Genomic DNA, 24,015 nt, shown 5'->3' with positions numbered 1-24,015 from the left:
AGGAAGCTATTATGCACCCATTAGCTGAACGGATCCAACAACAGGATATGAGAGCGCTGGCGAGAGCTATCACCCTCGTAGAAAATGATGCGCCGGAAAAATTGGATATGCTGAGTGAAATATTTTCCTTGAAAAAGAACGCTCACTATATCGGTATTACCGGCTCACCAGGAGCCGGTAAGAGCTCGCTCGTCAATCGGCTGCTTACCCATCTGCGTGAACAGGACCTGACGGTGGCAGTCATCGCGGTAGACCCGACCAGTCCGTTCAGCGGCGGTGCCCTGTTAGGGGATCGTGTCCGTATGAACCAGCATTTTACGGATCCCGGTATTTTTATCCGCAGTATGGCGACGCGGGGGAGCCTCGGTGGTCTTGCCCGGGCTACCAAGGATACGATCCGTGTCTGTGATGCTTACGGATTTGACGTCATTCTCGTAGAAACAGTGGGGGTCGGCCAGTCCGAGCTGGATATTATGAAAGTTGCCGATACGACAGGGCTTGTGCTTACGCCGAACAGTGGCGACGTCTTACAGATTTTCAAGGCAGGAATCATGGAAATCGCCAACCTTTTTATCATTAATAAAGCCGACTTGCCAGGAGTTCAGCGGTTAAAGACGACACTGGAAGAATACATGATGATCGCCAACCCGAAAGGCTGGGTGCCGCCGATCGTCCAGACGATTTCCACTCAAAATGAAGGAATTGGTGAGCTATGGAGTGAAATCCGTCGGCATCATGATTATTTGTACCAAACAGCCAAAGGGGAAGAACAGCGCCAACAGCAGTTGAAACTGGAAGTCTATGATTTAATCCGGGAAGAAATCTGGCGCGATGTCGAACGAACGATAGAAAGCGACCAGGAGAAACAGCAGGTTTTTCATAATGCCAGTGCCGACCCGTATCAGTTGGCTAAGGAATGGTTTCAGGAGTGGAAAGGGAAAGGAGGGAATAGCCATGACTGATCAACAGGTTCCCTCTTCCATCAAGGATCAGAACCTCGTTGAAAAAAGACGCAACCAGATGATCAAGGGTGCCGTATCTCTTTTCATCGAAAAAGGGTTCCATAAAACGACGACAAGGGAAATCGCGAAAGCTTCCGGGTTCAGCATCGGTACTCTCTATGAATATATCCGTACCAAAGAAGATGTGCTGTTTCTTGTCTGTGATTCGATTTATGAACGAGTGAAGGACAGGATGGAGCAGGTGATCGATACAGAAAAAAAGACGATCGACAGCCTCATCCATGCGGTCACTTCTTACTTCCAACTGATGGACGATATGCAGGATGAAGTCGTAGTCATGTATCAGGAAGTCAAGTCTCTTCCTCGTGATTCGCAGGAATATGTGCTGCAAAAAGAGAAAGATATGCTCGAAATGCTGACGCAGGTGATACGCAACAGCATTGCCGAACCGATGTCGGAGCAGGATATTTCACTCGTTGCCAACAATATATTCATCCAGGGCCAAATGTGGGGGTTCCGGCGCTGGATGCTGCAAAAAGAATTCACGCTCGAGAGCTATACCGAACGCCAGGTTCATTTTTTATTAGAAGGTCTCAACGTCAACAGCTTAAAGAATCACAAACTTCCTAACTAAAAGGGGGATGGAACGATGGAACAACCAAAGGTATATCAGCCGAAGTATCCCGTCCGATTCGTGACAGCTTCCAGCTTATTCGACGGTCACGATGCTTCGATCAATATCATGCGCCGGATTCTCCAATCAACTGGTGCCGAAGTGATCCACCTTGGTCATAACCGCTCAGTCGAAGAGGTCGTCAATGCAGCGATACAGGAGGATGTTCAAGGGATCGCCGTTTCTTCCTATCAAGGGGGACACGTCGAATACTTCAAGTATATGATTGACTTATTGAATGAAAAAGGAGCGGGCCATATCCGAGTGTACGGAGGTGGCGGTGGTGTCATTCTGCCACGTGAAATCAAAGAGCTCCATGATTATGGTGTCGCCCGCATTTTCTCACCGGAGGATGGCAGGGAGAACGGTCTTCAAGGCATGATCAATCAGATGATAGAAGAATGCGACTTCCTTCCACCACTAGTACCCGAAGAAACCGTCAAGGAACTGGAAAGCGGAAACCATCAGGCGATTGCCCGGTTCATCACTTACGTGGAGAATACACCAGAACAGGAACGGGAAGCGGCTGCCCAGTTTGAAGCTGCCGTGAAACAAAGTGAAACGAAAAATATTCCGGTATTAGGGATTACAGGTACAGGAGGAGCGGGGAAAAGCTCACTGACAGACGAATTGATCCGCCGCTTCCTTAATGAGATTCCGGATAAGAAAGTGGCCATCCTGTCGATTGACCCGACGAAGAAAAAGACAGGTGGGGCCTTACTAGGTGACCGTATTCGTATGAACGCAATTTTTAACCCCCGCGTCTACATGCGCTCGCTGGCAACACGTGATTCCAGATCTGAATTATCAAAAGCGATCGAAGAAGCGATCCAGGTCGTGAAAGCTGCAGGTGTGGATTTTGTCATCGTCGAAACTAGCGGTATCGGTCAAGGGAATGCGGCTGTCACAGATGTTTCCGATTTATCCATGTATGTGATGACCGCTGAATTTGGTGCTCCTTCCCAGCTTGAGAAAATTGATATGATCGATTTTGCTGACTTTATTGTTATTAATAAATTCGAACAGAAGGGCTCGGAGGATGCGTTCCAGCAAGTGCGGAAGCAATATGAGCGCAGTCATATGCTCTTCCATGAAGACCCGTCGACATTCCCGGTATTCGGAACGATTGCAAGCCAGTTCAATGATCCGGGCACAAACACCCTTTTTGCTGCGATCGTTGATAAGCTGAATGAAGACTATGCCTGGGAAGACACCACTTCCTTTGAAAGAACAGCCAGTGTGGAAAAGCAGAATGTCATCATTCCGAATGAGCGGAAGCAATACTTGCGCGACATAGCCATGCTGGTGCGCAACTATCATGATAATGCCGAGCAGCAGGCCGAAAAAGCCCGCAAACTCTATCAATTGAAGGGAACTGCAGAAGCGCTGGATGATGAGGAAGCGAAGGAAAAAATCGAGGCACTGATCCAGCAGTACGAGCGGGATATCGACCCGGATGCGAAAGAAAAGCTGGATGATTGGGATGATCTCCAAGAGCGCTACAGCGGAGATACGTATACGTTTAAGGTACGTGACAAGGAAATCACGATGGATTTGACGACAGAAAGCCTTGCCGGTCTGAAAATCCCGAAAGTCGCCTTGCCATCTTACACCGATTGGGGCGATCGCCTCGTCTGGCTGTTAAAAGAAAACGTACCAGGAGCTTTTCCATTTACCGCAGGGGTATTCCCGTTCAAGCGAAAAGGAGAAGATCCAAAGAGACAGTTTGCAGGTGAAGGAACGCCAGAACGTACCAACCGCCGATTCCATTACTTATCGAAAGATGATGATGCGAAGCGTCTGAGTACCGCATTTGATTCGGTAACATTGTACGGGGAAGACCCGGATGAACGTCCCGACATCTACGGAAAAGTCGGCGAAAGCGGTGTCAGCATCTGTACATTGGAAGATATGAAAAAGCTATATGACGGCTTTGATTTGACCAATCCTTTGACGTCTGTTTCCATGACGATCAATGGTCCTGCACCAATCATTTTAGCCATGTTTATGAACACAGCAATCGACCAGCAGCTTGAAAAATTTGAAGAAGAGAATGGACGTAAACCTGACAAAGAGGAAGTGGAGCAGATTAAAGCGGAAACGCTTCACGTTGTCCGGGGTACCGTCCAGGCTGACATTTTGAAAGAAGACCAGGGACAGAACACGTGTATTTTCTCAACGGAATTCGCATTGCGCATGATGGGGGATATTCAGCAGTATTTCATCGACCATGATGTCCGTAACTACTATTCTGTCTCCATTTCCGGCTATCATATTGCAGAAGCAGGCGCCAACCCGATTACCCAGCTCGCGTTCACGCTGGCAAACGGCTTCACATACGTCGAGTACTATTTAAGCCGTGGTATGGATATCAATAAGTTCGCACCAAACTTATCCTTCTTCTTCTCTAATGGTCTTGATCCGGAATATACCGTCATGGGCCGTGTTGCCCGCAGAATCTGGGCAATCATTATGAAAGAAAAATATGGTGCCAATGAGCGAAGCCAGAAGCTGAAGTACCATATCCAGACGTCTGGACGTTCCCTGCACGCACAGGAAATCAACTTTAATGATATCCGTACGACATTGCAGGCGTTGATTGCTATCCAGGATAACTGTAATTCGCTTCACACCAATTCTTATGATGAGGCGATCACCACACCGACAGAGGAATCCGTCCGCCGGGCCATGGCGATCCAGATGATCATCAGCAAGGAATTCGGTCTGACCAAAAATGAAAACTCCCTGCAAGGGGCGTATATTATTGAACAGTTGACCGATATGGTGGAAGAAGCAGTTCTTCAGGAGTTCGAACGAATCAACGATCGCGGCGGGGTATTAGGCGCCATGGAACGCCAATACCAGCGCGGTAAGATCCAGGAAGAATCGCTATACTATGAAAGCAAAAAGCATACCGGCGAACTGCCGATCGTGGGCGTAAACACTTACTTGAATCCGACACCGCCTTCAGAAGATGAAATCAATTCCATGGAAATCGCGCGTGCGACCAAAGAGGAAAAAGAACATCAAATCCAGTCCTTGCGCGCATTCCAACAATCGAATGAAGACGGAACAGAAGCAGCCTTGCAGCGCTTGAAAGAGGTAGCGGCAAGCAACGGTAACATCTTCGCGGAATTGATGGAAACCGTAAAGGTAGCGAGCCTTGGCCAAATCACCAACGCCCTCTACGAAGTAGGGGGACAATATCGCCGGAATATGTAAGATAGCATCGAAGTCGAGTATGAAACCGAAAAGGTATCATACTCGATTTTTTAGATAGCATCAGGGGGAGCGAGGGAACGGATCGATTTCTGCGGGCTTGTGCTGCCCTGCTTTTGGTGGGGATAAGAGACAATCTGGGAATATGGGAGACATCCCCCTAAGGAAGAGTGAAAATCTCCTATCGATAGGAGACAATTTTGAGAAAAAGAGAGACAAATTTTAAAAAAAGAGAGGATTAAACCTTATAAGAGAGACACTCATCTGGCTCGTGGCATGTCTGCAAAAATGCGCAAAAAACACTCCCAAACTGAGTGGGAGTGTTAGTTGTCATTAATGACCGCCGCCAACGTCGTCGTGGTCACCGGTCTGATTGATTTCTTTGATGTAAGGCGTCTTTTGTCCGTACCATTCGTAAGTAAAATCATAATTTTTTTCTTCATCTAAAAGCATCCAGGTATTTTCGTCTTTGACTTTATATTTTTCACCGTCTACATAAATATAATAGTCGTCCTCCGAATGATCCTTTTTCTCGATTTGGGCATCGCTCATTTCTTCGCTGTGCAGCATGCCGTAATTATTATAAAAGTAGACCCCACCAATAAGGACGGCCACAATGATAAGCAGCCACTTTGATGTCCGCATGATTCTCTCTCCTTTGTTTATGATAGCTGTAAGTCGGATAGACTTATTTTACGATAAAAACAGGTGGGAAACCAACTCAAAGGGTAAGGGAAATGTAAGGGTGGAAAGGAAAACCGGCCAATCATTGATTTTTATATACGCTAACCATATAATATGAGGTATGGTTAAATATGAGATACGTATGACTTAATGAATGTACACATATATACCTTAATTTTCATTAAAGGAGTGCTGAACCTTGAGCTTGAAACAGTATAGTAAAGATCAGATTGAAGAAATGTCTATGATCGATCTTGCAGCAGTCATGCTGGAAGAAAAAAGAGAGGCAGTCGACTTCAATGACCTATTCCACGAAATTGCAGATATGAAGGGCTACACGGAAAAGGAGAAAGAAGATTTTATCGCCCAGTTTTATACGGATATGAATATTGATGGTGGCTTCATGACCATTGGTACGAATAAGTGGGGGTTGAAACGCTGGTATCCAGTGGAGCAGATGGAAGAAGAAATTTCCAACCTTCCGAAGAAGCGTAAGAAGAAAAAGGCGAAGCGTAAAGAAGTAACAGCTGATGAAGCATTGTTCGAAGAAGATTTGGATGAAGAACTCGATTTGGACGATGAGGATCTGGATCTTGATGAGAGCGGTAATGACTTCGAAGGTGATTATGATAATGATGATCTCGACGAAGAAGATGAAGAAGTCATTGAGGATGATATCAGCTTTGTAGGTGATGATGAAGAGGAAGATGACGACCTCTAATTGCTCCTTGACTTTCAAATCGTAAATCAGTACAATTCTATTTGGGCTCTTAAAATTACGTTGAACGAATTTCAAAAGCGCTCCCCATAATAGGGGAGCGCTTTTTATTTTTTACTATGAAAAATTAAGCTCTCGCCATAAGTACTTGGCGATAGCAGGTTTTTCTAAATTGCTCCAGCCTATAAAACAGGATTTCTATGACTGCTGAAGGAACCAGTAGGTCATGATATAAGAAAGATTAAAGAAGAAAGAGGGATGACCGTGACAAAGTACATTTTTGTAACAGGTGGGGTTGTATCTTCCTTAGGTAAAGGGATTACTGCCGCTTCACTTGGCCGCTTATTGAAAAACCGTGGATTGAAAGTGACTATCCAAAAGTTTGATCCATATTTGAACGTGGACCCTGGGACGATGAGTCCCTACCAGCACGGGGAAGTTTTCGTAACGGAAGATGGCGCCGAGACAGACCTGGACCTGGGCCATTATGAGCGTTTCATCGATATCAACTTGAATAAGTTCAGTAATGTGACAACTGGGAAAGTATATTCCCATGTTATTAAAAAAGAACGACGCGGGGACTACTTGGGTGGAACCGTGCAGGTCATTCCGCATATCACTAATGAAATTAAAGAACGTGTTTTCCGTGCCGGCCATGAAACCAATGCAGATGTCGTCATTACAGAAATTGGCGGAACAGTAGGAGATATTGAATCCCTTCCTTTCCTGGAAGCGATTCGCCAAATCAAAAGTGACATTGGACGAGACCATGTCATGTACCTGCATTGTACACTTGTCCCATACATCAAGGCTGCAGGGGAAATGAAGACAAAGCCGACCCAGCATAGCGTCAAAGAACTGCGCTCGCTTGGTATCCAGCCGGATGTAATTGTATTACGTACAGAAATGGAAATATCAGAAGAAATGAAAGAGAAAATCGCCTTATTCTGCGATCTCAATAAACAGGCAGTTATCGAGTGTCCGGATGCAGATACATTATATAAAATTCCGTTGATTCTTCAGGATCAGAAACTGGACCAGCTGACGTGCGATCATTTTGGATTGGATTGCAAGCCGGCAGAGATGGCAGAGTGGAACCAGCTTGTCGATAAAGTAACCCATTTATCCAAAAAAGTGAACATCGCCCTCGTCGGTAAATATGTGGAATTGCCAGATGCTTATATTTCCGTTGTAGAAGCGATGAAGCATGCCGGTTACCCATATGATGCCGATGTCAATATCAACTGGGTCAATTCCGAAGAGGTGGACCCTTCCAATGTGGAAGATAAACTTGCTGGAGTAGATGGCATTCTTGTACCTGGCGGCTTCGGCGACCGTGGTATTGAAGGTAAGATTGAAGCGATTCGTTATGCACGAGAAAATAAAGTGCCGTTCCTTGGCATTTGCCTGGGAATGCAATTGGCTACTGTGGAATTTGCAAGAAACGTACTCGGCCTGGAAGGTGCTCATTCTGCCGAAATCGATCCATCGACACCGCATGCGATCATCGACCTTCTCCCGGAACAAAAAGAAGTGTCCGACCTCGGGGGAACACTGCGTCTTGGTATCTACCCGTGTAAGCTGACAGAAGGTTCCAAAGCAAAAGAAGCCTATGGCGAAGAAGTTATTTATGAACGCCACCGCCACCGCTTCGAGTTCAATAACCATTACAGGGAACAAATGGAGGAAAAAGGATTCTCCTTCACTGGTACAAGCCCGGATGGCCGTTTGATTGAAATCATCGAAGTGGAAGATCATCCTTGGTTTGTGGCAAGCCAGTTCCACCCGGAATTCAAATCCCGTCCAACTCGTCCGCAAGAGTTGTTCTACGGATTCATCGGAGCAGCTTCCGCCCATAATAAATAATAAAAAAGCGCGAACCCTCATCGAAGGTTTCGCGCTTTTTTTCCATTTCCTGGACACCCCTGGGGTGCAGAGCGGGACTTATTCGTATTCGGACAGGATTTCTTTTACTGTAATATAGATAGCATAATAGCTGTACAATCCTGCCATCGCGCTTGGAAAACAGATTCGTTCCATATCAAAAGGAAGCAGGGGTTCGGTCACTTTTGTATCAATCGGGAAGTCCGCTTGCTTAAATAGTGGATCATCATTCGTTTTCACAGCAGAAAGACCGATGACCTGGGCACCTTGCTCCTGTGCTTCCTTCATGATGGTAATCGCTTCTTCATGATCGGCAAACCTGGAAGCCACAATCACCCGGTCAATGGAAGTCAATGCTGCACCAGGTTCATAGCGTCGGCATTTCGGCAATGTTTCTATTCCGTCGATCATTTCCGATTCAATTGCCAGCATTTCCTCAAAGCCTTTTACATAGATGCTGCCATCCCCTATAATAGCCTGAGCTAATGCACGCGCTGCATCTTCGATAGCTAATGCTTCCTTCTCCTGAATTTGCTGAAATTTACCAGTCAACTGGGTCGTTAGCATTTTTAACATGAACATCCCCCTTTATTTTTCCATTCAGTTTTCATAGCTTAGCATAAATCCGAAAGCTTGAGAACAAATTAACCGGCTAATAAGCAGGAAATAAGTCAATTTATATCGAATGGAAAGAGAAGGAGGTATCGGATGAAGCGTAATTTAATTGCAGAAAGGTAGGCGAGCAATCATGGCCAAAGAAGTGTTGATTGTAGACGACCAGCCAGGGATCAGGCTCTTACTGGAAGAAGTGGTCAAAGGAGAAGGGTACGCGGTATCAACCGCGGAAACCGGAAAGGAAGCCCTTGACTATATTGAGAAAAATGACCCGAGCCTGCTGGTGGTTGACTATAATCTTCCGGTCATGAATGGCGGGGAACTGCTGCACCGTTTGAATGAGACAGGATACGACAAACCAGCCATTCTGATGACTGGATTATCCGTGGAAAGCCTCGGGGAAGAGAAGGATTTCCACTTTGTAAAGAAAGTGGTGTCTAAACCCTTCAATATCATGGATATCCGGGAAGAAATCTCCAAAATCTTGCAATAATAGTTGTACAAAAAATGACTTTTTGAGAAAATTATTGATGTAAGCGCTCTTTCGTTCTCCGGTTGTTGCACCTTCTTCTGGGTATTGGTATTCTTATACTGTGATTAAACTTACATAGCATATCTGTGATACGTCTTGCACATGTGCTAGTAAATAATATACCTATCGAAGGAGGAGCTTTCATGCCTTTAGTATCAATGAAGGAAATGCTCGAAACTGCGAAGGAACAGCGCTACGGCGTTGGGCAGTTTAACCTGAATAACTTAGAATACGCGCAAGCGATTCTTCAAGCAGCAGAAGAAGAAAAATCACCAGTCATCCTCGGTGTATCCGAAGGTGCAGCAAGATATATGGGTGGTTTCAATGTCGTAGTATCCATGGTAAAAGCACTGATGGATGCTTATGGAACTACTGTTCCTGTTGCGATTCATCTGGACCATGGTTCCAGCTTCGAGAGCTGTGCAAAAGCGATTCATGCCGGATTCACTTCTGTCATGATCGATGCATCCCATGACCCGCTTGAAGAAAACATTGCTGTTACGAAAAAAGTAGTCGAGCTTGCACATATGCATGGCGTATCTGTTGAAGCAGAACTTGGCCGTGTTGGTGGACAAGAAGATGACTTGATTGTTGATGACGCAGAAGCAGCTTATGCTATTCCGTCTGAATGCAAACAGCTTGTGGATGAAACTAATGTTGACGTATTTGCGCCAGCACTGGGTTCTGTACATGGGCCCTACAAAGGGGAGCCTAACCTGGGCTTTGACCGCATGGAAGAAATCATGGGTCTTGTCGATAAGCCGCTTGTCCTGCACGGTGGTACTGGCATCCCGACTCATGACATCAAAAAAGCTATTTCTTTTGGTACTGCAAAGATTAATGTCAATACAGAAAACCAGGTTGCCCAGGCGAAAGCAGTACGTGAAGTACTGGCTGAAAAGCCGGACCTTTACGATCCGCGTAAGTACCTTGGACCAGGACGCGACGCCATCAAAGAAACAGTCATTGGTAAAATGCGTGAATTCGGTTCTTCTAACAAAGCGTAAATAATGAAGTATGTCCAAAGGAAGCCGTTGCTAGAAACGGTTTCCTTTTAACAATCTTATGAAAACGCAACCATCGATAGGGAGGATTATTTACATGAAATTTTTTATTGATACAGCGAATATCGACGATATCAAAGAAGCCAATGCTTTAGGCGTGCTGGCAGGGGTTACGACTAACCCCAGCCTGGTAGCTAAAGAAGGTGTTTCTTTTCATGAACGTTTGCAGGAGATCACAAAGGAAGTCGAAGGTTCTGTCAGTGCGGAAGTTGTTTCTGAAGATGCAGAAGGAATGATCCGGGAAGGGAAGGAACTGGCAGCCATCGCACCGAATATTACCGTTAAGGTGCCAATGACGCTGGAAGGTTTGAAAGCAGTCAAAGCCTTGTCTGAACTTAACATCAAAGTCAACGTCACATTGATTTTTTCTGCTAATCAGGCTTTGCTCGCGGCGAGAGCGGGCGCTGCATATGTTTCCCCGTTCTTAGGCCGTCTGGATGATATCGGGCATAACGGAATGGACCTGATTGCGCAGATTGCGGAAATTTTCGATCGCCATGGAATTGAAACGGAAATCATCGCCGCATCTGTCCGTCATCCCGTCCACGTCACAGAAGCAGCACTGAACGGCGCACATATCGCTACGGTTCCTTTCAAAGTATTAAGCCAATTGGTTAAACATCCATTGACTGACCAGGGAATTGAAAAGTTTCTTTCGGATTGGAATCAGAGTCAACAAAAATAAGCATGAAATTGGTAAAATTGTACAAACTAACAGCGCAGGAACAGGTTGACTGAAAACTGGATTTCTATTAAGAGTACCGGGAAAGTCAATCAATCGGACAATCGCCGGTGAATGCTTGTTAAATGCCTGACATTTGCGGGTGGATTGCAGGACATAAAAGCGAGGAGTTAGCCATGCAAAAATTACTTGTAGAAGGCGGAAAAAGATTAGAGGGGACAGTCAGAATCGGTGGTGCGAAAAACAGCGCGGTTGCTTTGCTTCCTGCGGCGATTCTGGCGGATTCTCCAGTCACGATCGAAGGCCTGCCGAAAATTTCTGACCTGCAGATTCTGAGCGACCTGCTCGAGGAAATCGGCGGTACAGTGAAAAAAGAGGGGCAGACGATTGAAATCGATCCGAGTGAAATGATTTCGATGCCATTGCCAAATGGAAAAGTGAAAAAGCTGCGAGCATCCTACTATTTCATGGGAGCGATGCTTGGCCGGTTCAAAAAAGCAGTCATTGGTCTTCCCGGCGGCTGTCATCTTGGCCCTCGCCCAATCGATCAGCATATTAAAGGCTTTGAAGCGCTTGGGGCGCAGGTGACTAATGAGCAGGGGGCTATCTATCTGCGTGCAGAAGAGCTGCGCGGGGCACGGATCTATCTGGATGTCGTCAGTGTCGGCGCGACCATCAATATTATGCTGGCAGCGGTAAGGGCTAAAGGAAAAACGGTTATCGAAAATGCTGCCAAGGAACCGGAAATCATTGATGTAGCGACCTTGCTTACCAGTATGGGGGCGAAGATCAAGGGTGCAGGAACCGATGTCATCCGGATTGAAGGTGTGGATCAACTTAGCGGCTGTAACCACACCATCATTCCTGACCGTATCGAAGCGGGAACCTATACGATTCTAGCAGCAGCGCTTGGGGATGGAATCCTGATCGATAACGTAATTCCTCAACACTTGGAATCCCTGCTTGCCAAACTGCGTGAGATGGGAGTCACAGTGGAAGAAAGCGATGAGCAATTGTTCATTAAAACGAGCGATAAGCTGAAGAGTGTCGATATCAAAACACTCGTGCACCCAGGTTTTCCAACGGATTTACAGCAGCCGTTCACGTCGCTTTTGACAAAAGCATATGGGACAGGTGTCGTCACTGATACAATCTATCAGGCACGTTTCAAGCATATCGACGAACTGCGACGTATGAATGCCCACATTAAAGTGGAAGGTGGAGCCGCGATTGTGGCAGGTCCATCTCCGTTACAAGGGGCGAAAGTCAAAGCGACCGACCTCCGTGCCGGAGCAGCACTTGTTATTGCTGGTCTGATGGCTAAGGGGATTACAGAAGTCACCGGAATCGAGCATATCGAGCGAGGATATGAGGACCTCGTAGAGAAGCTAACGAATCTAGGTGCGACCATCTGGCATGAAAAAATGACCGAAGAAGAAGTAGAGCAGTTCCAGAATTCATAGGATCTTAGTTTCCATGGAGATGAGGAAAAATTCAGATATGAATGGAGAGGAAAAACCATGGAAAGAAGTTTGACAATGGAATTAGTACGTGTCACCGAAGCGGCGGCACTTAAATCGGCACGATGGATGGGAAGAGGGAAAAAAGAGGAAGCGGATGACGCAGCGACATCTGCCATGCGTGACGTCTTTGATACCATCCCGATGAAAGGTACTGTCGTTATTGGTGAAGGGGAAATGGATGAGGCACCGATGCTTTATATTGGGGAAAAGCTCGGTAATGGATACGGTCCACGTGTCGACGTTGCTGTCGACCCTCTGGAAGGGACCAACATTGTTGCACAGGGGACATGGAATGCTCTCGCGGTAATTGCGATTGCCGATCATGGTGCCCTGCTTCATGCCCCTGATATGTATATGGATAAAATCGCAGTCGGTCCGGAAGCAGTAGGGAAAGTAGATATCAATGCTTCGATTGCGGACAACCTGAAGGCGGTAGCTGAGGCGAAGAATAAAGATGTGGAAGATGTTGTGGCTATCGTTTTGAACCGAAAACGCCATGAAGGGATCATTGAAGAAATCCGTCAAGCTGGCGCGAGGATCAAACTGATCCCGGATGGTGACGTAGCAGCAGCCATCAACACGGCATTTGATCATACCGGCGTTGATATTCTGTTTGGCTCTGGCGGTGCTCCTGAAGGAGTACTTGCTGCCGCGGCATTGAAATGCCTTGGCGGAGAAATACAAGGCAAGCTCCTCCCTGCTAACGATGAGGAGCTGGAGCGCTGCAAAAGCATGGGCATTGCAGACATCGACAAAGTCCTGTACATGGACGATTTTTGTTCCGGTGATGACGCGATCTTTGCCGCTACCGGCGTAACAGACGGCGAATTGCTGCAAGGTGTCCAGTTCAAAGGGACGAAAGCAACGACCCAGACTGTCGTCATGCGTGCCAAATCAGGGACTGTCCGTTTTATCGACGGTGACCACAGTTTGAAAAAGAAACCGAATCTAGTAATCAGACCATAACTGGCAAGGGAGCCGTCCTGACGGCTTCCTTTTCCCTTATAAAAGCCGCAAAACAAACGTACAGGAAAGTAATTTGATTTTTTTTATGTTTTATATTGAATAGTTTCATGGAAAAGAGTTAAAATGATTAAAGTTTAATCAACCCGTTAATAGTGAAAAACCTCTGTAAGCTTCTGATTATAGCTTCGAGAATATCTTCTCTCACTTCCTAAGAAGTGTTCTGCTAAAAGTACAGCATCTTTTGCTAAGTGTATGGCTGTCCCCTCCTACTTTTCATTTTTCGTTAGATAGATAGTGTTGCAGGGCTCGAGACGGCAGACGGACAAGTAACAAAAATATAATAGTGTGGTGATTTTGTGGCTGAATTGACAATCTCTCATTTAGAAACGTTGACTCTCAAAGATTTATATGCACTGGCACGGCAGTTCAAAGTGTCTTATTACGCTAAACTCACAAAACGCGAACTGATTTTTGCGATTTTGAAAGCACAGGCCGAAAAAGGCGGCTATTTATTCATGGACGGAATCCTGGAAATCATCCCATCAGAAGGGTTCGGTTTCTTGCGTCCAATCAATTATTCACCTAGCGCGGAGGATATCTACATTTCTGCGTCCCAAATTCGTCGTTTTGATTTGCGGAACGGAGATAAAGTATCTGGTAAAGTCCGTCCGCCAAAAGAAAATGAACGTTATTACGGCCTCCTGCATGTTGATGCCGTCAATGGCGAAGATCCCGAGACAGCGAAAGAACGTGTCCACTTCCCGGCATTGACGCCGCTATATCCGGATCGAATGATGAAGCTGGAAACAAAAAGCAAGAACATTTCAACCCGAGTAATGGATATGATGGCTCCTGTAGGGTTCGGACAGCGTGGACTGATTGTGGCACCACCAAAAGCAGGGAAAACGATGCTGCTTAAGGAAATCGCAGACAGTGTTTCTAAAAACCATCCCGATGCCAAGCTGATCATTCTGCTCGTCGATGAACGACCGGAGGAAGTAACAGACATCGAACGTTCTGTAGCTGCCGATGTCGATGTCGTCAGCTCAACATTTGATGAGGTACCGGAGAACCATATCAAAGTTTCTGAACTGGTGCTCGAGCGTGCCATGCGTCTCGTAGAACAAAAGCGTGATGTCATCGTTTTGATGGACAGCATCACACGCCTGGCCCGTGCCTACAACCTGGTCATACCGCCAAGCGGCCGTACGCTTTCCGGCGGGATCGACCCGGCAGCGTTCCACCGTCCGAAGCGATTCTTTGGGGCTGCCCGTAATATTGAAGAAGGCGGCAGCTTTACGATTTTAGCTACCGCACTCGTCGATACGGGTTCCCGCATGGATGATGTCATCTATGAGGAATTCAAAGGTACCGGGAACATGGAACTTCATTTGGATCGCAGCCTGGCGCAGCGCCGTATCTTCCCGGCAATCGATATTCTTCGCTCCGGTACACGGAAAGAGGAATTGCTGCTTCCGAAAGCGCATCTGGAAAAAATGTGGGCGGTCCGCAAAACATTGTCCGATACGCCTGATTTCGCGGAGCGTTTCTTACGCAGGTTAAGAACTTCTAAGAATAACGAAGAGTTTTTCGATATCATGGATAAAGAGATGAAAGGCAAATCGACAGGGAGAAGAACACAGACTTCAGGAAAATAAAACAAGTTCTTGCATTGCAAAAATGCCCCTGTTATAATCATTCTATGTGAGTTTCGAGACAGGGCAGATTCTGCCTGATACGGCTCTTACAATAACTCTGTTTCCAAAGGATTCAGGGCAAAAAGGAGTGGAAGAACATGAAAAACGGCATTCATCCAGAATACCGCAAAGTCGTATTTCAAGACACAAGTTCTGATTACAAGTTTCTAACTGGATCCACTAAGGACTCCAACGAAACTATCGAATGGGAAGATGGCAACACTTACCCATTGATCCGCGTGGAGATCAGCTCAGCTTCTCACCCGTTCTACACAGGTAAGCAAAAAGCTGACAAAGAAGGCGGACGTGTCGATCGCTTTAAGAAAAAATATAACATTAAGTAATCTTCGTTATCCTGATAGGGATAGACGAATTCACGCGAAAAACAGGCAAATTGTCTAACTTTGCCTGTTTTTTTGTACGAAAGAGGGCTGTCGCAGGAATGCCGTCAGCCCTCTTCTTCTGTGTTAACGCCTGTTTGTTCGAGATGGAGATTCGGGAAGGGAGCGACTAACAACGTGTATGTGATGAAGCAAAGCGGTTGGGTAGAAGTGATTTGTGGCAGTATGTTCAGTGGTAAGTCCGAAGAGTTGATTCGTCGTGTTCGCCGTGCTACATATGGCAATCTGTCTGTTCGGGTGTTCAAGCCCTTGATCGACGATCGTTATTCCGAAGATGCAATCGTCTCTCATAATGGAACCTCTGTGCTCGCCCGCCCTGTAGAGCACTCTGGAGAAATTTTGAAGGCGGTCGACGATACGATCGATATTGTCGGTATTGATGAAGTGCAATTTTTTGATGAAGAAGTAGTAGACGTCGTGGAGGAGCTTGCAGATAAAGGTATCCGTGTCATAGTCGCAGGCCTTGATACCGACTTCCGTGGTGTACCATTCGGTTGTATGCCGGAATTGATGGCATTAAGTGAAATGGTAACAAAGCTGAATGCGATCTGCCCTGTTTGTGGTTCACCGGCGAGCCGTACGCAGCGTTTGATTGATGGAAAGCCAGCTTCCTATGACGACCCAATCATCATGGTCGGAGCATCAGAATCATACGAGCCCCGCTGCCGCCACCACCATGAAGTACCAAACAAGCCCAGGCAATCGCAGCTGAAAGCCAAAATTTCCAATTAAACGATTTTAAACAATCAAGCATCAAAACCTTCCAAGGAGGTTTTGGTGCTTTTTTTGACTAAACGTGTTATTGAGGTTTATTAATTCATATTTTCTAACTCCGCGGGCATGCTAAAAGAAAAGTGCAAGGAGTGGAAATTCATGAAATATCATGTGACTGCAATAATGGTTTTTACAGCGATTCTCCTGGCAGCATGCGGAGGAGATGAACAAGGCCAGGGACCTACCCAGGACTTGATGGATACACAGCATCCAGAAGAAAGAGGCTCACAAATCGATAACCCTCGTACAATCAATAACGTCGGTGACAGCTGGGGGTTAAAGCAGGATAGGGAAAAAGTCAGACAGGCTGCTGAAAGTGTGCCGGGAGTCGAAGTAGAACGCGTCATATTAGAAGGTCCGATCGTACGTGTCACGGCAAATGTGGATAACGGACGTTTGGCCGACGGTGAACGCGAAGAGTGGGAAGAGCAAATTGAACAGGCAATATACCGCGCCGTACCACGATACGATATCGAAGTGCGGGTGCGCTAAAAGACTCATCTTCAGGCGGCTAAAAAGCTGCCTTTCTTTTTTTGTTTAACCCGTCATCTTGTAAGTGCAATGTCTCTATAATATAATTAGACTGTTATAGAGAAAGAGGTGGATCAACATGTTAGAACGTTTGCAATCCCTTGAAGATCGTTATGAAAAATTGAATGAACTCCTCAGTGATCCGGAGGTCATCAGTGATCCCAATAAATTGCGCGAGTACTCCAAAGAACAGTCGGACCTGGAAGAGACCGTTCAGGCTTATCGTGAATATAAAGAGATCAGCAACCAATTGGACGATGCAAAAGTGATGCTGAAGGATAACCTGGATGATGATATGCATGAAATGGTAAAAGAAGAAATCGATGAATTGAACCCGCAAAAAGAAGAACTCGAGGAACGGTTGAAGTTCCTGATGCTGCCGAAAGACCCTAATGATGATAAAAACGTCATCATGGAAGTTCGCGGGGCAGCCGGCGGTGATGAAGCAGCTTTATTTGCCGGGGATTTATTCCGTATGTATACCCGCTACGCAGAGACACAGGGGTGGAAGGTAGAAGTCATCGAGTCTCATCAAAATGATGTCGGCGGCTATAAGGAAGTCATTTTTATGGTGAATGGACAGGGGGCATACTCCAAGCTAAAATATGAAAATGGTGCTCACCGTGTCCAGCGTGTACCGGAAACAGAATCCGGCGGTCGTATTCACACCTCGACAGCGACTGTAGCGGTACTTCCGGAAGCAGAGGAAGTGGAAGTCGAAATTCATGATAAGGATATCCGTGTCGATACATTCGCATCCAGTGGTCCAGGCGGTCAGAGTGTCAACACGACCATGTCTGCCGTGCGTCTGACACACGAACCTACGGGAGTTGTCGTTTCGTGTCAGGATGAAAAGTCACAGATTAAGAACAAAGAAAAAGCGATGAAGGTACTCCGTGCCCGTATTTACGACAAGTTTCAGCAGGAAGCACAGGCGGAGTATGATGAAAACCGTAAATCTGCTGTCGGGTCCGGGGACCGTTCCGAACGAATCCGTACGTATAACTTCCCACAAAGCCGTGTCACTGATCACCGTATCGGTTTGACGATCCAAAAGCTTGATCAGATTCTTGAAGGCAAGCTGGATGAAATTCTTGATGCTTTGATTGTGGAAGAACAGACGAAAAAACTGGAACAGATTGGTGAATAACATGGGAAGAGCTTTTACCACTATTGAGGAAGCCCGGCGTTGGGCTTCTCTTTTTTTAAAAACACATCACCGCGAAGAGCGTGTCGCAGACTGGCTGCTCGAGCATCATCTCAATATGACCTATACTGGGCTGCTCGTCCATGGACGCGACCCTTTTCCTGATGATAAACGGAAACCTTTTGTGAAGGATGTTGAGCAGCATGCGGAAACGGGGATACCGGTCCAGCACTTGACTGGCTGGGCGGAATTTTATGGACGACGATATACGGTCAACGCTGACGTCCTAGTGCCAAGACCGGAGACAGAAGAGCTGGTTGAGGGAGTGCTGCAATTGCTTCACCAGACATCCCGCTCCAATCCTTTGAACATTGTAGATCTTGGAACCGGGAGTGGGGCGATTGCCTGTACACTCGCGCTTGAAGCGGAAAATGTTGAGGTTCATGCAACGGACATCTCGGCAGAAGCCTTACAAGTGGCCGGTCAAAATGCGAAGAACCTTGGTGCGGAAGTCATCTTTCATCAAGGAGATTTCCTTTCACCGGTTGCCAGCCAGGAATTTGATATCATTGTTTCCAATCCGCCGTATATTTCCTATGCCGAACAGGAAGAGCTGTCCGAAACAGTCAGTCAATTCGATCCTCACCTGGCGTTATTTGCAGAGGACGAAGGTCTTGCTGCCTACCGGACAATCGCCAGACAGATAAAGCAATCAGGTTCCAGTCCTCAGCTGATCGCCTTCGAAATCAGCCATCAACAGGGGGAAGCGGTCAGAGCGATTATGGAAGAGGAGCTGCCTGTCTATCAAATTGAAATACGTACGGATATCAATGGAAAGCCACGCATGATTTTTGCAATAGCAGAAAATTAATAGATTAAGAGTTTAAAAACAGATTGTCCTGCCCATACTTGAAAACAAGAAGGGGGCAGGAACAATGAAAAAAGCACTTATATCGCTTATTATTATTACGATTTTTATAACAGCTTCACCGATCACAACAACAGGGGCAACAACTACTGGACCGGAATACCAGGTTATCCCGGATGAGGCGATTCGTCTTCGGATACTGGCTAACAGCAATGGAGAAGACGATCAGGAATTGAAGCGGGAGATCCGCGACAAAGTCAATGAGGAAATTACCACGTGGGTTGAAAAGCTGACATCGATCGAAACAGCAAGGACATTGATCGAACGGCGAATTGGAGAGGTAGAGAAGATCGTTGCTGACACACTGGAAGATGCAGAAGTGGATCAGGCCTATCAGGTAAAATACGATGATCGGGTGGAATTCCCGACTAAGCTGTACGGTAATTTTATCTACCCGGCTGGCACGTATGAAGCTATTTTGATTACGCTGGGAGCAGGCAAAGGCGATAATTGGTGGTGCGTATTATTCCCGCCGCTATGTTTCCTCGATTTTGGCAACGGTACTTCCACAGCATCCGCTGCGGACGCAGGTCAGGAGACAAGCGCGCAGCCAGGCACACAGGAAGTGGAAGTAGAATTTTTCCTCGTAAAAGTCTGGAATCAGATTAAATCTCTATTTTCTTAGCATAATTCGCACACTCCTTTTCATAGATTAGTGATAGAAAAGGAGTGTGTTTTTGTTATGGAAATTATTAAGCTGGAAGAAAAACACTGGAAACTATTAAAAAATAAGTATAACCACCCGGCAAATGTTACCTGGAATCGTGACGAACTCCTTTCGGATGGATTCTTGATCCAGGAAGGTCAGATGCTGCTCGGCAGCTATCTGCTGAAACCAATGGGACAGTCGACGGTGCAGTTGAAACAGCTGACCTTATTCAGTGAAGCGACACCGGAATTATTGCTGGTAATTTTCCAAGCTATCATTGCAGACATTAACCAATCAGAATATGAGTCAGTTGTCGTAAACAGTCACTCACAACAGCTGGACACATTGTTGAGGCATTTCGATTTCAAGCCCTCTGATTCTGAGCAGTTACCAACAGGTACTGACTTATCCACAGAGAATTCCTGGATTTATGTATCCAATTGAGAAAAGTTATACACGTCTGTGGGTGATTTGTGTGGATAAATGGAGTGTCCTGTGTAAAACTTACACAAAATCGTGGAATTACAGGCTTTTTTAATGAGAGAATTGTCTACAAAATGTGAATAACTTGTGATTAACTCCTTTACTTGCTTCCTGAGATCTCCCGTCGCATAATAGCAGTAGACGATTTGTGAAGGAGCTTAAAGAATGATGCCTGCAGAAACAAAAGTGTGGAAAATAGATCCGATGCGTATAGAGGAGCACCAAAATGATATCAAGCGAGCAGCTGAACTACTGAAACAACAGGAGGTAGTAGCCTTTCCGACAGAAACCGTGTATGGACTGGGCGCTGATGCAACCAGTGAACAGGCGGTCCGCCGTATATTTGAAGCAAAAGGACGGCCTTCGGACAACCCGCTGATTGTTCACGTGGCACAGCCTGAGCAAGTGCACCAGCTGGTAACTGAAATTCCAGAGATGGCTAAAAAATTGATGGAAGCATTCATGCCGGGGCCACTGACATTGGTAATGGAAAGCAGTGGCGCTGCTGCCCAAAATGTTACAGCCGGGTTATCAACAGTAGCCGTACGAATACCTGACCATCCTGTCGCCCTTTCGTTATTGGAAGCATGTGAAGTACCACTGGCGGCTCCAAGTGCCAACCGCTCAGGGCGGCCGAGCCCGACAACTGCCGATCATGTCTTTCAGGATTTAAACGGAAGGATAGCGGGTTTGATCGATGGTGGTGCAACGGGGGTTGGTCTTGAGTCCACGGTAGTCGACTGTACCAGTGAAATCCCCATCATTCTGCGTCCCGGTGGCATTACCAGGCAGCAAATGGAAGCAGCTGTGGGCACGACTATGATGGATCCTGCTCTTGCTTCTCAACAGGAAGCTCCAAAATCCCCTGGAATGAAATACACCCACTATGCTCCAGAAGCACCACTATGGCTGATTGATGGAGACGACCAGTTTTTTAAGGATCAGCTTTATACCATTGAACAGGACGGCAGCCGTGTCGGAATAATCGCCAGCAATGAACTGGCCGGGCAGCTTCCAGGTCAGCGAGTCCTTGCTTGCGGATCCCGGGAAAATTTGAAAGAAATTGCCGTACATCTATATAGCGCGCTCCGCGAATTCAAAAAAGCAGATGTCGATGTCATTCTTTGCGAAACTTTTTCGGAAGAAGAGTATGGAGAAGCAATTATGAACCGTCTGCAAAAAGCGGCTGTTAAGAAAATTAACCAATTTTGATAAAAGCATATCGAAGCACCTCCCCGCATATAGTGAGATAGCATGTCCGGGGAGGTTTTTCTATGGAAACCGTTTGGTTAGGGGAGTTCACATCCTTATTTATACTTGCATTCGCACTCGGATTGGATGCGTTTTCGGTGTCGTTGGGCATGGGAATGCAGCGGATGCGATTGAAACGAATATTTTTCTTAGGTATGTTAGTAGGTATGTTTCACATCCTCATGCCATTTATCGGAATAATTATCGGCAAGCTTGTGTTTGCGCCGTTGAGTGATATGACAATGCTGATTGGAGGACTGTTGTTGATTGGGATTGGGGCTCACATGTTTTTTTCTTCCTTCCGTGACGATAAAAAGCCCCAGTCGCCTATCGGGATCGGTGTTGTACTATTCGCTTTCAGCGTCAGCCTCGACAGTTTTTCCGCCGGTCTGAGTCTTGGACTCTCCGGAGTCGGGGTGCTGATGGCGGTATTGATGTTTGGGGTAATGAGCATGATCCTTACATGGACAGGCTTCCTGCTTGGGCGGAAAGCGAAAGGCTTTCTTGGTGTATATAGTGAATTGCTGGGCGGCAGCATTTTATGTGGTATCGGTCTCAACATGCTGTTCTAATGTTTCAAGCTTTCTCCTATGGTAAAATAATAAGGTGAAAACAGGGATACTAGGAGGAGTTCAGGCTATGAATATACTGTTCGTCTGCACCGGAAATACATGCCGCAGCCCGATGGCAGAAGCATTACTCATAAATAAAGCCGGCGATGTGAACGTTCAATCCGCCGGGATTTTTGCCGGAAGTGGAATGCCCATTTCTGAGGGAGCGAAACAAGTGCTGAAGAAACAAGGGATCGACATCGATCATCAATCCCAGCCGGTGACACCGGAGCTGCTGGAATGGGCGGACCTCGTTTTGACGATGAGCGAACAGCATAAACAGTCACTCGCCATGCAATACGAGCAGTGGCAGGATAAATATTTTACTCTGAAAGAATATGCAGCCAAAGATCAGGCCTCCGATTGGGAGGATCTGAAACAGGCTTATACGGAAATGGAAGAGAAACGGATCCAGTTTATCAACAAACACCGGAATGACTATGGTGAAGAAACCATGCAGGAAAAACTATATGAAGCATTGAAAGATGATTTGGAAGAAATCCGTAAGATGGAAAGTAACCTCCCGAGCTTTGATATCAGTGACCCGTTTGGGGGAAATGAAACAATCTATCACGAAACGATGAAAGAGATAGAGAAGAATGTCGTCCTGCTTTTGGAAAAACTGGAGAAGAACCAGAATGACGATAAATAAGTAATTTTTCACCGCTTCCATTTGATCGTCTGACACGTTACAATACTGTTAGTAGATGAAGGAGTGGTGTCAGCATGAAAATTATCCTTGCCTCCGATCATGGAGGAACAAACTTACGAAAACAAGCAGCAGCGGTACTGGAAGAGTTGGGCATTCAATATGAAGATATCGGATGCGACTGTGAAGGTTCTGTCGACTATCCCGATTACGCTTTGCCGGCGGCTGAGCGTGTCGCAAGTGGCGAATTCGATAAAGGGATCCTGATTTGCGGTACAGGGATTGGTATGACCATTTCTGCCAATAAAGTGAAAGGCATCCGTGCTGCCCTAGTGCATGACTTATTCAGTGCCAAAGCAACACGGGAGCACAATGACTCCAATGTCCTGTGCATGGGCGAGCGTGTCATCGGCCCGGGTCTTGCCGAAGAAATCGTCCGTACCTGGGTGTCGACTGACTATGAAGGTGGTCGTCATGCCAACCGCGTAGGAAAGATTGCCGAATACGAAAATAAATAATAGAATAGAAAATAGAGTGTTGGAGAAGCCTTAGGGATACGCTTCTCCTTTTCCGCTTTAAGAAAATTTAACATTTTAAAGGGGTAAAGTAGATTTTCCCAAAAATTAATTAGCGGTAAGCAAAAAGTTTTTCTACATTGGCCATGGCAATAGAGGATAAATCTATGGTTTCCTTTTGGAAATGGATCCCGGTCAATGCTAAAATATAACAAAGCTTTACATTACATCCTCATGGAGGTGTTCCTGCATCATGAGTAAGGAATCCATCCGGCAAGACGTCCAGAAGCTTGTAGAGGAACTGTCCGCCAGCGATCATTTGAAAACTGGGGAACAATTCGTCATTGGCTGCTCGACCAGCGAGATCGCAGGCGAGCGGATCGGCACTTCCGGGAGTGAAGAAATTGCTGCTGTGTTGTTTGAAGAACTTCAGGGATTGAAAGAGAACGAAGGAGTCGAGCTCGTCTTCCAATGTTGTGAGCATTTGAATCGAGCTCTTGTGATGGAACGAACGACGATGGAAAAACGAGGGTACGAGCAAGTATCGGCTATCCCGGTCCCAAAAGCGGGAGGAGCGATGGCTGCTTACGCCTTTAACCATATGGAAGACCCTGTCGTTGTTGAGGAAATCAAAGCTGAGTCCGGTATCGACATCGGTGATACGATGATTGGTATGCATTTAAAACGTGTGGCCGTCCCGCTTCGGTTTAACCAGAAGACGATTGGGAAAGCTCACCTGACAGCTGCCCGGACGAGACCACGACTGATTGGCGGCGAACGTGCGGTTTATAAGAAACCTCAAGTGGAAGCAGATTGTGATTAAATCAAATTTGATGGAAATAGAGAGGGGAACTGAA

At 46.3% G+C, this 24,015-nt stretch carries 25 protein-coding genes; 23 read left to right on the top strand and 2 right to left on the bottom strand.

What is annotated here, in order from left to right:
- Positions 1 to 11: 11 nt before the first annotated feature.
- From meaB to icmF, 3 genes are read left to right on the top strand one after another with little or no spacing between them, the layout of a single operon-like run.
- Positions 12 to 962: a methylmalonyl Co-A mutase-associated GTPase MeaB gene (gene meaB / locus B9Y67_RS08450; protein WP_085506286.1), complete on the top strand. Its 951-nt coding sequence runs from the start codon at positions 12 to 14 to the stop codon at positions 960 to 962.
- Positions 955 to 1,596: a TetR/AcrR family transcriptional regulator gene (locus B9Y67_RS08445; RefSeq protein ID WP_085506285.1), complete on the top strand. Its 642-nt coding sequence runs from the start codon at positions 955 to 957 to the stop codon at positions 1,594 to 1,596. The genes meaB and B9Y67_RS08445 overlap by 8 nt, the downstream gene beginning before the upstream one ends.
- 15 nt (positions 1,597 to 1,611) lie before the next feature.
- Positions 1,612 to 4,857, top strand: a complete 3,246-nt coding sequence (icmF, locus tag B9Y67_RS08440; RefSeq protein ID WP_085506284.1) for a fused isobutyryl-CoA mutase/GTPase IcmF — start codon at positions 1,612 to 1,614, stop codon at positions 4,855 to 4,857.
- Between the two features lie 330 nt (positions 4,858 to 5,187).
- Here the strand turns inward: icmF and B9Y67_RS08435 are convergent, their stop codons facing one another.
- Positions 5,188 to 5,499: a hypothetical protein gene (locus tag B9Y67_RS08435; RefSeq protein ID WP_085506283.1), complete on the bottom strand. Its 312-nt coding sequence runs from the start codon at positions 5,497 to 5,499 to the stop codon at positions 5,188 to 5,190.
- 238 nt (positions 5,500 to 5,737) lie between these two features.
- Here B9Y67_RS08435 and rpoE point away from each other — a divergent pair, with 238 nt between their 5' ends.
- Both rpoE and B9Y67_RS08425 read left to right on the top strand, forming a co-directional pair.
- The gene (gene rpoE / locus B9Y67_RS08430; protein WP_085506282.1) at positions 5,738 to 6,259 is read left to right on the top strand and encodes a DNA-directed RNA polymerase subunit delta; all 522 of its coding nucleotides are present in this window, start codon (positions 5,738 to 5,740) and stop codon (positions 6,257 to 6,259) included.
- 261 nt (positions 6,260 to 6,520) lie between these two features.
- Positions 6,521 to 8,122: a CTP synthase gene (locus tag B9Y67_RS08425; protein WP_085506281.1), complete on the top strand. Its 1,602-nt coding sequence runs from the start codon at positions 6,521 to 6,523 to the stop codon at positions 8,120 to 8,122.
- A gap of 78 nt (positions 8,123 to 8,200) precedes the next feature.
- Here B9Y67_RS08425 and B9Y67_RS08420 read toward each other — a convergent pair whose 3' ends face one another.
- Positions 8,201 to 8,716, bottom strand: coding sequence for a DUF2529 family protein (locus B9Y67_RS08420; protein ID WP_176223939.1), 516 nt, complete (start codon positions 8,714 to 8,716; stop codon positions 8,201 to 8,203).
- A 148-nt stretch (positions 8,717 to 8,864) separates the two neighbouring features.
- Between B9Y67_RS08420 and B9Y67_RS08415 the strand changes: the two genes are divergently transcribed.
- The 18 genes from B9Y67_RS08415 to B9Y67_RS08330 all read left to right on the top strand — a co-directional run bounded on the left by B9Y67_RS08415 (position 8,865) and on the right by B9Y67_RS08330 (position 23,981).
- On the top strand, positions 8,865 to 9,248 hold the full coding sequence (locus B9Y67_RS08415) for a response regulator (RefSeq protein WP_254901748.1): 384 nt from the start codon (positions 8,865 to 8,867) through the stop codon (positions 9,246 to 9,248).
- Positions 9,249 to 9,430: 182 nt separating this feature from the next.
- Complete coding sequence (gene fba / locus B9Y67_RS08410) at positions 9,431 to 10,294, top strand: class II fructose-1,6-bisphosphate aldolase (RefSeq protein ID WP_085506278.1); 864 nt, start codon at positions 9,431 to 9,433, stop codon at positions 10,292 to 10,294.
- Positions 10,295 to 10,388: 94 nt separating this feature from the next.
- Entirely contained in the window at positions 10,389 to 11,036 is a 648-nt protein-coding gene (gene fsa / locus B9Y67_RS08405) for a fructose-6-phosphate aldolase (RefSeq protein ID WP_085506277.1), read from the top strand.
- A gap of 173 nt (positions 11,037 to 11,209) precedes the next feature.
- Positions 11,210 to 12,496 (top strand): UDP-N-acetylglucosamine 1-carboxyvinyltransferase, encoded by a 1,287-nt coding sequence (locus tag B9Y67_RS08400; RefSeq protein WP_085506276.1) that lies wholly within the window; start codon positions 11,210 to 11,212, stop codon positions 12,494 to 12,496.
- Between the two features lie 57 nt (positions 12,497 to 12,553).
- Complete coding sequence (gene glpX / locus B9Y67_RS08395; protein WP_085506275.1) at positions 12,554 to 13,522, top strand: class II fructose-bisphosphatase; 969 nt, start codon at positions 12,554 to 12,556, stop codon at positions 13,520 to 13,522.
- Positions 13,523 to 13,878: 356 nt separating this feature from the next.
- Positions 13,879 to 15,180, top strand: a complete 1,302-nt coding sequence (rho, locus tag B9Y67_RS08390; RefSeq protein WP_085506274.1) for a transcription termination factor Rho — start codon at positions 13,879 to 13,881, stop codon at positions 15,178 to 15,180.
- A gap of 137 nt (positions 15,181 to 15,317) precedes the next feature.
- Positions 15,318 to 15,563 (top strand): type B 50S ribosomal protein L31, encoded by a 246-nt coding sequence (locus B9Y67_RS08385; protein WP_085506273.1) that lies wholly within the window; start codon positions 15,318 to 15,320, stop codon positions 15,561 to 15,563.
- A gap of 174 nt (positions 15,564 to 15,737) precedes the next feature.
- A complete protein-coding gene (locus B9Y67_RS08380; RefSeq protein ID WP_085506272.1) occupies positions 15,738 to 16,352 on the top strand; it encodes a thymidine kinase in 615 nt (204 codons plus the stop codon).
- 141 nt (positions 16,353 to 16,493) lie between these two features.
- Complete coding sequence (locus B9Y67_RS08375) at positions 16,494 to 16,886, top strand: hypothetical protein (protein ID WP_085506271.1); 393 nt, start codon at positions 16,494 to 16,496, stop codon at positions 16,884 to 16,886.
- 118 nt (positions 16,887 to 17,004) lie between these two features.
- Entirely contained in the window at positions 17,005 to 18,075 is a 1,071-nt protein-coding gene (gene prfA, locus B9Y67_RS08370) for a peptide chain release factor 1 (RefSeq protein WP_085506270.1), read from the top strand.
- A 1-nt stretch (position 18,076) separates the two neighbouring features.
- Positions 18,077 to 18,943, top strand: coding sequence for a peptide chain release factor N(5)-glutamine methyltransferase (gene prmC / locus B9Y67_RS08365; protein WP_085506269.1), 867 nt, complete (start codon positions 18,077 to 18,079; stop codon positions 18,941 to 18,943).
- A gap of 64 nt (positions 18,944 to 19,007) precedes the next feature.
- A complete protein-coding gene (spoIIR, locus tag B9Y67_RS08360) occupies positions 19,008 to 19,625 on the top strand; it encodes a stage II sporulation protein R (protein WP_085506268.1) in 618 nt (205 codons plus the stop codon).
- Positions 19,626 to 19,682: 57 nt separating this feature from the next.
- A complete protein-coding gene (locus B9Y67_RS08355; protein ID WP_085506267.1) occupies positions 19,683 to 20,093 on the top strand; it encodes a hypothetical protein in 411 nt (136 codons plus the stop codon).
- Positions 20,094 to 20,297: 204 nt separating this feature from the next.
- Complete coding sequence (locus B9Y67_RS08350) at positions 20,298 to 21,344, top strand: L-threonylcarbamoyladenylate synthase (protein WP_441007551.1); 1,047 nt, start codon at positions 20,298 to 20,300, stop codon at positions 21,342 to 21,344.
- 62 nt (positions 21,345 to 21,406) lie between these two features.
- Positions 21,407 to 21,955, top strand: coding sequence for a manganese efflux pump MntP (locus B9Y67_RS08345; protein ID WP_085506266.1), 549 nt, complete (start codon positions 21,407 to 21,409; stop codon positions 21,953 to 21,955).
- Between the two features lie 67 nt (positions 21,956 to 22,022).
- Complete coding sequence (locus tag B9Y67_RS08340) at positions 22,023 to 22,646, top strand: low molecular weight protein arginine phosphatase (RefSeq protein WP_085506265.1); 624 nt, start codon at positions 22,023 to 22,025, stop codon at positions 22,644 to 22,646.
- A gap of 74 nt (positions 22,647 to 22,720) precedes the next feature.
- Positions 22,721 to 23,161 (top strand): ribose 5-phosphate isomerase B, encoded by a 441-nt coding sequence (gene rpiB / locus B9Y67_RS08335; protein ID WP_085506264.1) that lies wholly within the window; start codon positions 22,721 to 22,723, stop codon positions 23,159 to 23,161.
- A 250-nt stretch (positions 23,162 to 23,411) separates the two neighbouring features.
- A complete protein-coding gene (locus B9Y67_RS08330; RefSeq protein WP_085506263.1) occupies positions 23,412 to 23,981 on the top strand; it encodes a TIGR01440 family protein in 570 nt (189 codons plus the stop codon).
- Positions 23,982 to 24,015 lie beyond the last annotated feature (34 nt).

Origin of the sequence: Thalassobacillus devorans, assembly GCF_900176565.1 — a bacterium.
GTDB classification, from domain to species: Bacteria; Bacillota; Bacilli; order Bacillales; family Halobacillaceae; genus Thalassobacillus; species Thalassobacillus devorans_A.
Note: the sequence above shows the minus strand (reverse complement) of the source record. Positions and strands in the feature narration are given on the sequence as shown.